The 13,819-nt window shown below is 70.3% G+C and carries 11 protein-coding genes; 6 read left to right on the top strand and 5 right to left on the bottom strand.

Annotated features, from left to right (window positions below; translation table 11 throughout):
* Nucleotides 1–314: 314 nt before the first annotated feature.
* The gene (locus ACFWIC_RS39855; RefSeq protein WP_380521987.1) at nt 315–548 is read left to right on the top strand and encodes a helix-turn-helix domain-containing protein; all 234 of its coding nucleotides are present in this window, start codon (nt 315–317) and stop codon (nt 546–548) included.
* On the opposite strand, the gene ACFWIC_RS39850 is transcribed toward ACFWIC_RS39855, so the two are convergent.
* Nucleotides 532–1,734, bottom strand: a complete 1,203-nt coding sequence (locus ACFWIC_RS39850; RefSeq protein WP_380521984.1) for an IS110 family transposase — start codon at nt 1,732–1,734, stop codon at nt 532–534. The genes ACFWIC_RS39855 and ACFWIC_RS39850 overlap by 17 nt on opposite strands.
* A 76-nt stretch (nt 1,735–1,810) precedes the next feature.
* Between ACFWIC_RS39850 and ACFWIC_RS39845 the strand changes: the two genes are divergently transcribed.
* Entirely contained in the window at nt 1,811–2,734 is a 924-nt protein-coding gene (locus ACFWIC_RS39845; protein WP_380521983.1) for a hypothetical protein, read from the top strand.
* On the opposite strand, the gene ACFWIC_RS39840 is transcribed toward ACFWIC_RS39845, so the two are convergent.
* The 3 genes from ACFWIC_RS39840 to ACFWIC_RS39830 form a co-directional block, all read right to left on the bottom strand.
* Nucleotides 2,617–2,895 (bottom strand): hypothetical protein, encoded by a 279-nt coding sequence (locus ACFWIC_RS39840; RefSeq protein WP_380521981.1) that lies wholly within the window; start codon nt 2,893–2,895, stop codon nt 2,617–2,619. The genes ACFWIC_RS39845 and ACFWIC_RS39840 overlap by 118 nt on opposite strands.
* A 290-nt stretch (nt 2,896–3,185) precedes the next feature.
* Entirely contained in the window at nt 3,186–3,845 is a 660-nt protein-coding gene (locus ACFWIC_RS39835; protein WP_380521980.1) for a hypothetical protein, read from the bottom strand.
* A gap of 444 nt (nt 3,846–4,289) precedes the next feature.
* Nucleotides 4,290–5,432, bottom strand: coding sequence for a heparin lyase I family protein (locus tag ACFWIC_RS39830; RefSeq protein ID WP_380521978.1), 1,143 nt, complete (start codon nt 5,430–5,432; stop codon nt 4,290–4,292).
* A gap of 917 nt (nt 5,433–6,349) precedes the next feature.
* Between ACFWIC_RS39830 and ACFWIC_RS39825 the strand changes: the two genes are divergently transcribed.
* The gene (locus ACFWIC_RS39825; RefSeq protein ID WP_380521976.1) at nt 6,350–7,285 is read left to right on the top strand and encodes an SAM-dependent methyltransferase; all 936 of its coding nucleotides are present in this window, start codon (nt 6,350–6,352) and stop codon (nt 7,283–7,285) included.
* Nucleotides 7,286–7,566: 281 nt separating this feature from the next.
* On the opposite strand, the gene ACFWIC_RS39820 is transcribed toward ACFWIC_RS39825, so the two are convergent.
* Entirely contained in the window at nt 7,567–9,984 is a 2,418-nt protein-coding gene (locus ACFWIC_RS39820) for an ATP-binding protein (protein ID WP_380521975.1), read from the bottom strand.
* Between the two features lie 267 nt (nt 9,985–10,251).
* Here ACFWIC_RS39820 and ACFWIC_RS39815 point away from each other — a divergent pair, with 267 nt between their 5' ends.
* The 3 genes from ACFWIC_RS39815 (at nt 10,252) to ACFWIC_RS39805 (ending at nt 13,613) form a co-directional block, all read left to right on the top strand.
* On the top strand, nt 10,252–10,560 hold the full coding sequence (locus tag ACFWIC_RS39815; RefSeq protein WP_380521974.1) for a hypothetical protein: 309 nt from the start codon (nt 10,252–10,254) through the stop codon (nt 10,558–10,560).
* A 723-nt stretch (nt 10,561–11,283) separates the two neighbouring features.
* Nucleotides 11,284–12,609, top strand: coding sequence for a D-arabinono-1,4-lactone oxidase (locus ACFWIC_RS39810; protein ID WP_380521972.1), 1,326 nt, complete (start codon nt 11,284–11,286; stop codon nt 12,607–12,609).
* On the top strand, nt 12,606–13,613 hold the full coding sequence (locus tag ACFWIC_RS39805) for a 1-aminocyclopropane-1-carboxylate deaminase/D-cysteine desulfhydrase (RefSeq protein WP_380521970.1): 1,008 nt from the start codon (nt 12,606–12,608) through the stop codon (nt 13,611–13,613). Before ACFWIC_RS39810 ends, ACFWIC_RS39805 begins: the two co-directional genes overlap by 4 nt.
* Nucleotides 13,614–13,819: the final 206 nt, after the last annotated feature.

Genomic DNA, 13,819 nt, shown 5'->3' with positions numbered 1-13,819 from the left:
GACGGAGCAGGGTGTCCCGGCCCGTGGTCATGGCCAGACGCCCGGAGATCCGGGCTCCGGCCCGGCCGCCCAGGAACAGGGCGATGTCGGTGAGCGCGGTCGTGCGACGCGCATGGCGGGACGTCAAAGCCGGGATCTGCTCGGCGAACGTCCGCCGGCCGCACTGGTCGTTGCCGCATACGAGACGACACGCCCTCAGGTCCAGCCGAACCCGCCGACCCGCGACCGGACGGTCCGCAAGACGCCGCCGTTACTGAGGTTTTCGTTCCGTTGTCGGTGGTGACAGGTAGTGATCCCTGCGGTATGCCGGTGGTATGCGGTACGCGCAAGGTGGGGGCCTGACCGCTGAGCGGCGGGCGTTTCGTGAACAGGTGCGGCTGGAGGCCGGGGTTCGGTTCGAGGCGAGCGAGAAGACTTCGGTGATCGCCCGGGAGCTGCGGGTGAGCGAGCGGTCGGTGGAGCGTTGGCGTCGGGCCTGGCGTGAGGGCGGTGCGGATGCTCTGCAAATCCTGGAGAATCTCAATGATCGTGTCAAGCCCTCTGCGTGACCGGCGGGGCGGAGGTGAAGAGCCTTCTGTCACGCAGCATCGCCCAGAGCACGTCGACCCGTCGACGGGCGAGCGTGAGCAGGGCCTGGACGTGCAACAGCCCCCCGCCGCGCTTCTTGAGGTAGTAGTCCCTCGACGGGCCGGGCCGCATCATCGCGGTCTGCGCGGACATGTAGAACAGCCAGCGCAGCCGCCGGTTGTAGCGCTGGGGCCGGTGGTAGTTGCCGGTGCGACGGCCGGAGTCGCGCGGGACCGGGGCGAGGCCGGCGTGGGAGGCCAGGCGGCCGGCATCGCGGTAGCCGGACAGGTCGCCGACGATGGCGACGAACTCGGCGCCCAGGATCGGGCCCATGCCGGGCATGGACTCGATGATCTCGGCGCGGTCGTCGGTGCGGAAGGTCTCACGGATCTCGCGGTCGTTGTCCTTGATCCGCTCGTCCAGGGCCAGGAGCTGGTGGGCGAGGTCGCAGACCAGCTTGGCGGCCCGCTTCTCGCCCGGCAGCGCGATCTGCTGGGACTGGGCGGCTTCCACGGCCCTGGCCGCGGCGGTGTCTGCGCCGCGGACCTTGCGCCGCTCCAACCAGGTGGTCAGCCGTTTGACGCCGATTCGGCGCAGGGCTGCCGGGGTCTGGTACTCGGTCAGCATGACGACCGGGCCCTTGGCCGCGGAGTAGTCGAAGGCGCGCTCCAGGGCGGGGCAGATGCCGACCATCAGGTCCCGGAGGCGGTTGATCAGCCGGACGCGGTCGGCGATCAGGTCAGCCCTGTGGTGGGTCAGCACCTGGAGGCCGGAGACCAGCTCCGGCGGCGTGTCGAGCGGGGCGAAGTCCCGGCGCATGCGGGCCTGGTCGGCGATGACGCGGGCGTCCTTGGCGTCGGTCTTGCCCTCGCCCTTGTAGGCGCCGGACATGCGGTTGACGGTGCGCCCAGGCACGTAGACCACCTGCTGGTCGTGGGCGACCAACAGGGCCAGCCGCAAGGTGGAGGCACGGCCGGAGATGTCCACCGCCCACCGCACCTCGGCAGCACGTGCGCGGGCTGTCTCGATGAGGGTGAGGATCTGGGCCTCGTCGTTGATCACCTTCGTCGAGAACAGCGTCTCGCCGTCGGCGTCCACAGCCACGGCCCAGTGGTGCCCCTTGCCGGCGTCGATGCCGACCCAAATCCGCGCATGGGACGCGCTCAAGTCCGTCGCTCCGTTCCTCCGTGACCAGCACTTCCACGGCCCGAAGAACACTCCGCCGACAGGTCCTTAACCAGCGATGACCGCAGCTCTCAATCAGTGGTCGGAGCGTCCCGGAGGACCGGGCGGCCATTCTCCTGGAGCCATCAACGGCAAACACCCATCAGCCACACCCGGTCCTCCCGGACCGCCAACCATTCTTAAGGATACCCATGGGGCACGCAGAACCGTCCGGACAGCCGTCAAGCTTGCGACTGTCCTGTCCCTGACGCTCGGCGCCGGCCTGGCCACCGGCCAGCCGGCTTTCGCCTACTGCCCCGAATGCTCACACCCGGGGCAGTTCCACGACATTCCTGAGGAGCAGAAGCCGCACACGACCGACAAGGTCCGAGAGGGCCTGGGAATTGCCACCACAGTGCTCAGCAGCGGGCCGCTTGCGGAGTTCGGTGGCGTCGACGGAGTCGGGGTCGGTGAGGGCGGCGGCAGAGGCGGCGGCGCGAGCAACGGCCAAGGCTGCGACGGGAACGGGGACGAGCGCGGCGGCCCATCACGAACCGGTGGCACCCGCAAGGAGGAACCGCAGCGTACACAGGAGCAGGAGGCGGCGGCGCGAGTGCCGAAGCCGACCACCGGCACGACGACAACCGAGCCCGAAGCGGGCCGGCCGGAACAGAAGTTCGCGGAGGCCGACCGCGGCCCGGGCTACCAGATCGTGACCGACGGCGCGGCAAAGGTGCCGGAGCCCGGATTCGAGCTCGACTTCAAGACCCTCGATCTGAACTCCCAGAAGTCCGCCGACTGTGTGAGCCGGATCAAGACCGGCCGAACGAAGCCGGCCGAGGACGACCCGAACGACGACTCAGACGGCGACGACTTCGACGAGACCTACCGCGGCATGCTCCCCAAGCCCTGCGCGGCCTGGTGCTCGGCCATCCGGCGCACCGCGGTGCGGAAGTCCGGGTCCTGGGTGAGTTCGGCGGGTTCCACCCATGCCTCGACCTGATCCGGTTCGGGGTCGTCCGGCAGGTCGGGCATGGCCGAGCGCATCATGTCCACGAGGTCGGGATTGGCGTCCAGGCCGCCGAGGGTGTCGTCAATGAACTCGTTAACGAGGCGCCGGCGCTCGTCGTCGGAGAGTTTCGCGATCTTGTGCATGAAGTCCATCTCCTCAGGGTCGAGCCCCGCTCGGCTACCGCTCGCAGTACCGCACGACGCAGCTGCTGGTCGGCTCCTGGCTGGGCACGTCCTCCGTCCCCGAGGGCGACACCCCGACGCTCGACCCCTACTGGACCGAGCGATTCTGAGCCCGCCACCTCGTCGGTACCGGCCGGACCCGGCGCTCCCGGTCGGGGCCTCCGGCCCCTCGGGCACTCACGTGGTTCTGTCACCGGTCCGCCGTAGCCGACGGCGAACCGCGAGAACGAGAGGGTCCGACTCCGGCCGGGGAACGACGGTCAGCAGCATCGACAGAAGGGCCTGTCCGCTCTGGATGACGCCTCCGCGTCCGGGACCGCTCGCCATGCCGCGGCCGCCTGACGTGCGCCGAAGCGGGCTTGCCTGCTTCCCGGGCCGGCGACCAGCGACCACCCGCGGGCGATCAGTGTCCAGAGCTCCGTCGCGTAGTGGGCGTCTCCCGACAACCAGGCCAGATCGGCGCGGAGCTCGGCCACGGCGAGAGCGGACCGGTGGTACGGGCCCGAGGATGCGAGCACGGTGATGAGCAGCCTGTCCGCCCAGCTGACGGCCAGGGGGAAGTCATCCCTTCGCGCTGCGTCGAGGATCAGTTCCATCGCGCGGAGGGGTTCGGCGGGGAGGATGAGGTCCGTGCTGTTTCGCACGGGAATCCCGCCCGACATTCCTGTGCGCGATGGTGCCGCACGGGGGAACAGGAGGCTGCACCCGCGATCAGGGATGATCCGCATCTGTAGGCGTCCATCGACGTGATCGTCCTGGGCGCTCGCCATCCGCCCGGACCCGGGCGTCGCGGCACTCGACGTGAAGGGGATCGTTTCCGCCGCGGTGCCGAAACTGCTGTCCTCTCGGCAACTGGCCTGCAGCGGCCGGTAGACGCCGTCGACGACGATCACCGGAACCCAGGGCGGGCTGTCGGGCATGGGGAAGGTCCTCCTTGGGTGGTGCACACCCGCTCGGGATCCGGCGGTGCGAGTCGCGGTTCTGAACCGGCGGCCTCCGGAACCAGGATCGGCGAGCCGGGATGCGGAAAGTGGTTCGTGAGAGGAGAGAGAACCGAAGCACGGGGAGAGCCCGCACCGTTGTCCAAACGTTGCACAAGTTCCCGTCACGTTTCCACCGTGTCCCACCACAGGAACGAGCCGCGGCGGGACACGGGTACGAGGCGCCCCGGCGCCCGCGAGCAGACGCCGGGGCACATGACGTCGAAACGACGGGAGAGTGTCTCCCGGAGGCGGTCGACGCCCGGTCGTCGCCAGGGGCGGTAGTGCCCCCGGCGCGTGGCGGACGAGGACGTGTTGCAGGACCGGCCCTCCAGAAGGCGGTCCGGGTCCGCGAGCGCACCTGGCGACGACCGGGGACGATTCTTACCGGCGCCGGCTCCTGCGGCGCCCGAGCAGGAAAATCCCGCCGACGATCGCGGCGGTACCTCCGACGAGCGTGATCGCAACGTCCGTACCGGCGCCGGTCGCGGACAGCTCCGACGCGGTCGCGGGAGCGGCCGGGCCCCCGACAGCCAACGGCTCACCATGCACCGCAGCTGCGGGCTCCGAGGACGAATGGGCTACCGGGGGCGCCGCGGGTACAGAACCGAGGGAGCCGGCCGCGAGGGACGGGGATCCAGCAGACGTCGGCCCGGCGGACCGGGATACGGCAGCGCTCGGATTCGCGGCGGTGCTCGCGCTCGGGGCTCCGGGAGTCGGCGTCGAGCCCGCCGGGGTCGCCGGACCGGCGGAGCCCGGCGTGATAGCGATGTCATCGACGAACAGCACCACGTCCGGGCCACCGGTCGGGTACTTCTCCTTCTCCGGGCGCCAGGCCGGACGGTAGATCCCGGTTCGGAAGTGCGGCGGCTCACCACGGTGGTAGTTGTTGTCGCCGCGATGGGAGCCGACCTGGGTGCCGTCCCGGGTCACGGTGATCGACCCGGGTGTGGACGGGGTGGACCAGGTGATGTCGAGCGCCCAGCGGTTCCAGTGCCCGAACTGCACCGCCCCCAGCGGGATCAGGGACTGGTACTCCTCAAAGGTGGCCAGGTTCTTCAGCCAGTGAACTTTGAGCCGCCACTGACCGTCCTGCACCGCGAGCGAGACGACCGGCTTGACTCCGTCGCTGTCGGGCTGCGCGCTGAACCACTGGGCGACGATGGTGTCGTACGAGACCTGCTTCCAGTCGCTCGGAAGGTAGTTGGAGAAGCTGAAGCGGTGACTCCCCGCGCCCAGGCCCTTGAGGGCCAGCTCGGAGCGGAACGAATGCCCGTCATTGGGCACGTTGAACCTCGCCGCAGTACCGGCCCGCGCCGGCGCGGGCGCTGTGTTCACGGCGCCCGCGCCATTGATGGCCCTGAACGGCCACTCCTTGGCCGCGATGGACTCGAAGTCGTACGACCTGGAGTCGTCCGCGACGGCCGGAGCAACAGTCGCACCGATGGCGAGGAGCACGACGAAGGCGGCACCGGCTCTACGTCGGACGGTGCGGCCGGTGGTCGTCGAGCTCGGGCGAAGCGGCATGGTTCTCCTAGGGACTGCCGGCGGCTCACAGCGCCGGATGGTCTGACGGTTCTTCATTCATGGGTCCCGATCCCGGCCGATCGGGCAGCCTGGGGAACGGGAAGGGCGCCCTGCCCCCGAGCGCGCGGTCCGAGCAGGCGCGCCACCTGGAGCAGCGGCTCGGTCTCGCAGCAGGGGACTCCAGCGGGCGGGACCCGTCGTGATGCTGTTCGGTGCGTTCGCTGCCCTGGATAGGAGAGGCAGGCCGGCTCCGAATCCCGGCGCGTTACATGACCGTGACATGAGTGAACGGAGTGCATCACCCGCGCGACTGTGGGCCCACGCGCCCCCACCGCGGCAGGCGACCGGGCGGTGGCGATCCCGGACGTGGGCGAATGGGGCAACTGAACATGGCAGTGTGCGGGAACCGGCTCGGGCGAGCGATGCCCCCACGGGCTCGTCAACGCCGCCCCGGTCCTGCGCGTGAACGGCGCCCGCACCGCGCCTCCCGGACCGACGAAGCATCACCACGGTCCGGTCAGATCACGATCTGATAACGCACCGGGGGCCGGCGTCGGCGGCCAACTCCTTTGTCGAAAGAGCCGATTGAACTTGAAGCAGCCCCATACGTCCCGCCTCGTGCGACCCCCGCGCCCCGACCCGATCGCCGACCTTGTGCAGCCTGCACTCCTACCGATGTGCGTGCCCCCGGCCGACCGCCCCCCTTGGCCCACCCGGGCGAGCACGAATCCCGGCAGCGAGGCGCCGCCGACCCACGAGTCCACCGAGTCCCGAGAACGCACAGGCACCGAGCAGCACCGGTGCGCTGCCCGCTCGGCCGACCGCCATCCCCCAAGGACCCTCATGGTGACCTCCCGCACGACCTTCCCGACCGACTCCGCGCCCGCCTCGCCGCGCGCCCTGCCGACGGAGCGGGCATGAGCCAGCTGGCCGGTCCACACCCGCCTCACGCGGACCGGCCCGTCGCCCTGTGGTGGCACCAGGTACGTGACCAAGCCCAGGAACCGTCCCCGCACGACCGCGCTGCAGACAAGCCGACGCCCACACCGTGGCCGGAGCCGGCTGTCTGGGGAGACCTGCGGCCGGACCGGCCCACGTCCGCCCGTCTGGCGAGCCTGATGCTCGCAGGCAAGGACCACCTCGCCGCGGACCGGACGCTGCTGGACTTCCTCCAGGCCGAGGACCGAGACTGCGTGGACACCGTTCACCGCGGCAGGGAATTCCTCCACCGCACCACCGGACTCCTGGCCGAACACGGCCTCGAACAATTCCTCGACCTGGGGTGCGGCCTGACGACCGGTGCGCCCGGCACCGCGCTCGCCCCGATCCACACCTCGGTGCTCACCACCCGACCGGACGCACGATTCGTCTACCTGGACCGCGACCCCGTCGTGATGGCCCACGCCCGGGCACTGCTCGACGCACCCGCACCCGCCCAGGTCCGACACCTGCACGCCGACCTCACCACGCCCACCGCCCTGCTCACGACGCTGCGCGAACGTGCGGGCCTCGACTGGAATCGCCCGGTCGCGGCCGTCCTCGGTGACGTCCTGCACGAGCTGGCCGACCCACAGGCCCACTCCCTGCTCACCACGCTGCGCCGGGAGCTGCCCGCTGGCAGCGTGCTCGTGCTCAGCCACCGGGCGGTCAGCCCGGGCGGGCCCTTTCGTGCTGCGCGCGTGGCCGCCTGCTGGGCGCAGGCCGGCCTGTCGTGGCACCCCCGCTCCCCGGACGCCGTCGATGCTCTCCTCGATGGCTGGGAACGACAGACCCCCGGCGCCGAACCTACGACGGGCGAAGCCGCGGCGGGCCTGCACACGGTGGTGGCGGTCAGCAGCGGCGGCACCAGGTGACGCGCATGCGCCACGGCGTCGATTCTTGAGGCATCGAGAACGGAGGGCGGGGCCCGACTGGCGGGATGGCGACGTCGTGTGCTTCGAGCAGTCTCCTGATCTTCACGGGAGTACGGCGCATGGCGGTCCGGCTGCTGTCGAACAGCACGGCAAGGGGTGTGGACGGGCGCTGTGCCGGTGGCCGGGGCACGTCGCTGCCCGCGCGGGGTGCTCCCCCGATAGCGGGGTTCGGGGCTGCGGCGACCTTGGACGCCACCGATCGGGGCTTCGCCGCGGCGGGGTCACCGTGCCGGGTGCTGAGCGCCGCCCGGTTGGACCACGCCGGAATCCTGGTCCATTCCGGCGATCCGGACGGCGGCTTGGGCGCGGGAGGTGCAGTCGAGTTTGCTCATGATGTTGGCGACGTGGGTCTCGGCGGTGCGGCGGGAGATGACTAGCCGCTCAGCGATCTCCCTGTTGGAGGCTCCCTCGGCCAGAAGCTTCGCGACCTGCCGCTCTCTACGAGTGAAGTGTTGAACCACCGGGGTCTGCTTCGGTGTCGTGGTGCGGCCTTCATCGCCGAGCCGATTATCCAGGGCGTAGGCCACCGCCTCGTCCTGGGTCAACCGCGCCCCGCTCAGGTGCGCCGCACGGTACTCCTGTTCCCCCAGCGCCTCCTTCGCTGCTCGGATGATCTCCAGGCGGGCACCGCGTCTGGTCCACCTCTCTACGGGGAAGCTGTCGAAGTCGAGGCCGAGCGGGCGCAAGAAGACGGTGCCGGCGCCGAGGAGTCGGGCTCCGCGCTCGGGATCGCCCGACATCACCGTGCTCCACGCGAGGTAGTTCAGTGCGCAGCCGACGCCCAGTGGGTCGCGGAAGGGGTATTTGAGGCGGATGGCCTCCTTGAGCTGGCTCTGTGCGTCGAGGTGGGAGTGCGGGTCCGGGTCGTCGCCCGCTTCTTGGAGTACTGCGGACAGTCCCAGTAGGAGCAGGGCCCAGGACTGGAGCCACTGCTCGCCGTGTTGTCGGCAGGCGTCGCGGCATTCCCGGCCGACGCTGCGGACCACGTGGTCGAGGTCGGCCAGGCTTGCCGCGGTGGTGAGCAGGATCTGCGCGTGGTGCAGGTGGGGGTGGGAGTCGCCGCACACGCGCTCCATCTCCACCCCCTCGGCGAGGGTGAGGAAGCCTCGGACCGGGTCGTCTCCTGCGAGTTGTACGTATCCCCACAGGTAGGTGGCGTGGGCCAGGCGGGCCGGGTCGTGGAGTGTCGCGGCGAGTCGGTGGCACTCCTGCGCCATGGAGAGGGTTTCGTGTGCGGCATCTTTGTTTGGTCTCCCGCTGTAGTTGCCGAGCAGGACGGCTACCCACAGGGCGTCGACCCGCTGTGGGCTCGACTCGGCGGTGGTGGAGGCGAGGGCTCGTTCGAGCCAGATGGCGCCTTCGTGGGCGAGTCCGCAGACGATCCAGTACATCCACAGGGCTGCCGCGATGCGAAGAGCTTCTTCTGGTTCGCCCGGTTCGGTGAGGCTGTGTTCCAGGGCGGCCCGCAGGTTGGCGTGCTCGCGGCGGGTTGTGGCGAAGAGGGCTGCCTGGCCCGGGCCGAACCACTGGTCGCGGACACGTTCGGCCAGCCGCAGATAGTGGTCACGGTGGCGGCGGCTGAGCCCGGCCTCCTCACCGGCCGGGCTCAGGTGCTCGTGGCCGTAGCGGCGGATGGTTTCGAGCATGCGGTAGCGGACCCGGCCGTGGGACTCCTCGCAGGTGAGGACGGACTTCTCGACAAGGCCTGTGAGGGCGTCGAGGACGGCGGCGCGCGGAAGTCGCCGGTCCGTGAGGACGTCTTCGACGGCGTCGAGGTCGCACCCTCCGGAGAACACGGACAGCCGCTCCCACAGCCGACGTTCCTCGGGCGAACAGAGCTCGTAGCTCCAGTCCATGGTGGCCCGCAGGGACTGGTGACGTGAGGGGGTCGCCGTGCCGCCCCGCCTACGGGTCAGGAACTCGCAGCGTTCGTCCTGGCGGCGCAGGATCTCCTCGACCGACAGGGCGCGTACCCGCACCGCGGCGAGTTCGATGGCCAGGGGCAGACCGTCGAGGTGCCGGCACAGGCTGGCCACGGCCGCTTCGTTGGCGGGTGTCATCCGGAAGCCGGGGGCAGCAGCCGTGGCCCGGTCCACGAACAGGGCCACCGAGTCGGCTCGGGCGACGGCGGCACCCCCGGCGGCGTTCTCCTCGGGAACGGACAGGGGCATCACGGCGAAGACGTGTTCGCCCACGATGTCGAGCACCTCGCGGCTGGTGGCAAGCACTCGCACGCCCGGGCAGGCCCGCAGTACCTCCGCCGCCAGGTCCGCGCACGCTCCGACCAGGTGCTCACAGTTGTCGAGCACCAGCAGCAGTCGCCGCTCCCCCAGGCAGTCGGCCAGTGCCCGTATGTCGCCGGGTCCCGTCCGCTGACCCACTGCCTCCATCACCGTCAGGACCACCTGGGCGGGCTTGGTGACCTCTGCCAGCGGCACCCAGAAGACCCCTGCGTCGAACGCCCGCGCCACCTCACGCGACACCTGCATGGCCAGCCGGGTCTTGCCCACGCCCCCGGTGCCGGTCAGTGTCACCAGTCGCGCGACGGCCAGCAGCTGCTTTAGCTCCGCGACCTCCCGCCGACGTCCCACCAGGCTGGTCGCATCGGCAGGAATCGCACCTTCCGCGAGGAGGCTCATGCCTTCGATCGTAGATCAGCCCCGAACCGTGTTTCGGCCGATTCCTCCGACGGCGGCCGGCTCCACCGGGACGCGACACCGCGCCGGACCAACAGAGTCCTCGCCCGCCGACGGCGTCAGCCCGGGCAGTGGCCTCGGAGCATCAGTCGCTGCCGGCCGCCCTGAGGCTTGCCGCCTCGCCTCGCCGCTGATTCGCCGGACCTGACGCGCGGGCTCATGAACTTCATGAGCCCGCCAGCATTGCCCACGACACCTATCATGGATTTCATGACCCCAGACGAGACGCCCGTGGCCCCGACCGGAACGTGCTGGTGCGGCTGCGGGACCGAGGTGGGAAGCGGCTCCTACTTCGCGCAGGGCCACGACAGGATCGCCGAGGCGGCCCTCATGGCCGTCCAGTTCGACAACTCGGTCGCCCGTCTCCTCGCGGAGTACGGCTTCGGCCCGAACGGCAGGACGACCATCCGGCAGGCGGTGCTGGACAACGGTTACTGGCTGGAGTGCCCGGGAACCGGATGCGGCTATGTCGGCACCCCCGAGAACGTTGACCACCACCGCGGCGAATCCGGCCACTGACCGGAGATCGTCACCGGTCCGTCCGGGACACCCGCCGCTCGGAGGACGTTCCCGGCTGTCGCCGAAGCGGGCGACGGCGTCGTGGCCTTGACCTTGGCGTCGATCGTCGGACACGGGCCGTGCGGGGTCGGTCAGGGTGGTCGACGTCGCGTGCGGTCCCGTAGGCGACGGGGCTGCGGTGTCCGAGACGGGAGTGTCGTCGGACGGCGTTGTGGCCGTGTGCCCGGAGAACACCGAGCGGGCCTCTCACTCGGCGGTCCGGCCTCAGCGGCCATGCGGCAACTCCCTTCTGAGGGTGGCGTCAAAGCTGCGTGACCATGTCGGTCATTACTCCGTCGGGATCGATCGCCATGAAGCCAAGGCGCCGCCCGGGCACTTCGGGCAGCGCGCCTCCGGCTTGTCGTGCCGTCGAGGAGCACCGATGCAGGGGCCACCCTCCGGTCGGGTGAACAGCCCGATGACCACCGCGCAGTCCCGCCCTCGCACTTGCGCCGCAGAGACGCCGAGCTCGCGCCGAAAGTCGCCCGCCCGTGTCGCCCGACCCCGTCAGTGGCGTTCGCGCGATGTGGCGCGGGCCCAGGGCAAGCCTAAATATTGAAGATATCTTCAATATTGACTAGAGTGAGGGCACCGCCGTGGTCGCGACGCCGACTGCCGAAGGCAGCAGTGGCCTGTCGCGAGGACGACCGTCTCCTGCGGCGTGGGCCTTCCTGAGGAGCAGCCATGGACAATGGGCAGGTGTGGAGGAATTTCGCGGGTGACCAGAGCTGTCGCCCAGCAGTCTTCGAGCGGCCGAGGAGTACGGCGGAGGTGAGCGATGCCATCGGCCGTGCCGCAGCGGCCGGCCGTACGGTCCGGGTGGCGGGGGCGGGGCATTCCTTCACCGACAGCGTGCTGACCGATGGGACCCTGCTGTCGCTGGACCGCATGGATCAGGTCCTCGGCATCGACCAGGAGAGAAACCTGGTCCGCGTCGAAGCGGGAATCTCTCTGGGAACGCTCAGTGCCGTGATGTACGACCACGGTCTCGCGTTCGCGAACCTCGGCGACATCGACGTGCAGTCGATCGCCGGCGCGACCGGGACAGGCACCCACGGCACCGGCATCACGCTGCCCAACCTGTCCGCAGGCTTGAAATCGATCGAGCTCGCCCTCGCCGACGGCAGCACGCTGGAAGTGGGCGACGGCGCGGATCCCGACGCCTGGCGGGCCGCGAGGGTGAGCATGGGAGCCCTCGGCGTCGTCACGGCGGTGACACTGCAAGCCGTGCCGGCCTTCACCCTCAGCGCCGAGGACACGACCGCTCCGCTGGAGACGGTCCTGCACGGCCTCGACGAACGCGTTGACACCAACGACCACTTCGGGTTCTTCGTCTTCCCGCACAGCAGGCTGGCCATGACGAAGACCTGGAACCGCACCCCGACCGCGCCGCGTCCGCGATCGCGGTCCGGGGAGTGGTTCCACGACATGCTCCTGACCAACTACGCGTACTGGGGCCTCTGTCGGCTCGGCCGGGCCCGCAGACGGTGGATTCCGGCGCTGAACCGGCTGGCCTCGACGTGTTCGGGAACGACGAGGTACGTCGACCGGTCCTACCGGGTCTTCGCCACGCCGCGCCGCGTTCCCCTCACCGAGATGGAGTACGCGATCCCCCGCGAGCACGCCGCCGAGGCCGTACGGGCCGTCCTGTGGATCGCGGAACGACGCGGGTTCGACGTGCCCACGCCGCTGGAGGTCCGCTTCGTCGCCTCCGACGATGCTTATCTCAGCCCGGCAGGCGGCCGCGAGACCTGCTACATCGCCGTGCACCAGTTCGCAGGCATCCCGTGGGAGCCATACTTCCGGGCCGTCGAGAAGGCCATGATCGAGTTCGGTGGCCGGCCGCACTGGGGCAAGCGGCACTTCCTCACCGCCGAAGCGCTGAGCCACCGGTACCCGCACTGGGACCGCTTCCAGGCCGTACGCGCCCGCCTCGACCCCCGAGGGGTGTTCGCCAACGCCCACATCGGGCGCGTCCTCGGCCCCGTCGGTGCGGGTGAGCAGGCATGAGCGCGCCCGTCCCGCTCCTGCACCAGCGCTTCCCGGAGCTGCGCGGGGCACTGCCGCACCTCCGCCTGGGCTCGGGCCCCACCCCCGTGCGTCACCTGCCGGGGCTGTCCACCGGCCCCGCCCCCGTGTGGGTGAAGTGCGACGGTGAATTCGGCGACGGCGGCTGGGGCGGGAACAAGGTACGCAAGCTCGAATGGCTGCTGGCCGATGCCCTGCGCCGCGACCGCCGCACCGTCCTGACCGTGGGGGGCCTGGGAACCAACTGGGGCCTGGCGACCGCCCTGTACGCACGCGACCGGGGGCTGCACACCGCACTCGCCCTGGTCGACCAGCCCGTCGACGACCACGTATGCGCGCAGCTCGCACGGCTGCGGCGAAGTGGCGCGACCCTGCACTTCACCCACAGCAAGGCCCGCACCCTCGCGCTGGCACCCTTCCTGGCCGCCCGCCACACGACCGGGTACCGACTGCCGTACTTCGTCCCACCGGGCGGTTCGTCACCGGTCGGCGTACTCGGCTACGTCGAGGCGGCACTGGAACTCGCCGGACAGATCCGGCAGGGAATCCTGCCCGAACCGTCACACATCGTCACTCCGGTCGGATCCGGAGGCACGGTCGCCGGACTTCTGCTCGGCCTGCGCCTCAGCGGCCTGCGCACCCAGGTGGTCGGTGTCGTCGTCAACGACACGCTGCGACTGGATCCACCCGCCCTCGTCCGCCTCGCGCACCGCACGCAGAAGCTCCTCGTATCGCGTGGCGCGGACCTCCGGACCGTCGACGTCCCCGCAGACGGCCTCCTCATCGTACGGGACTGGCTCGGGCCAGCCTACGGCCACCCGACGGAAGAGGCGAAGCGCGCCCAACGCCTGGCCGCCGACACGGAGAACCTCGTTCTCGAGCCCGTCTACACCGCCAAAGCGATGGCGGCCCTGTTCGCCCTGAACGCCGAAGGACGTTTCGGAGACGACCCCGTCCTGTACCTGGACACGAACGGACCACGATGAGAACACAGACCACCCCGGCCGGGACCGACGGCAACCCGATCGCCACTCGCGGCAGCTGCATGGGCGCGTCGCGCTGCCACCGCTTGTAGACGCGCCGGTGGACCTGGGCCTAGCTAGTGCTGTGACCGCATTCGTTCACCGGGTTGCTTGATCACGCGGCGAGGACGGGCCTGCCGCCCCAGCGCAGACCCTTCTCACTGCGGATG

The sequence above is a fragment of the Kitasatospora sp. NPDC127035 genome, from assembly GCF_042726075.1.
Taxonomy (GTDB): domain Bacteria; phylum Actinomycetota; class Actinomycetes; order Streptomycetales; family Streptomycetaceae; genus Kitasatospora.
This window is presented reverse-complemented; position numbering and strand designations above follow the sequence as displayed.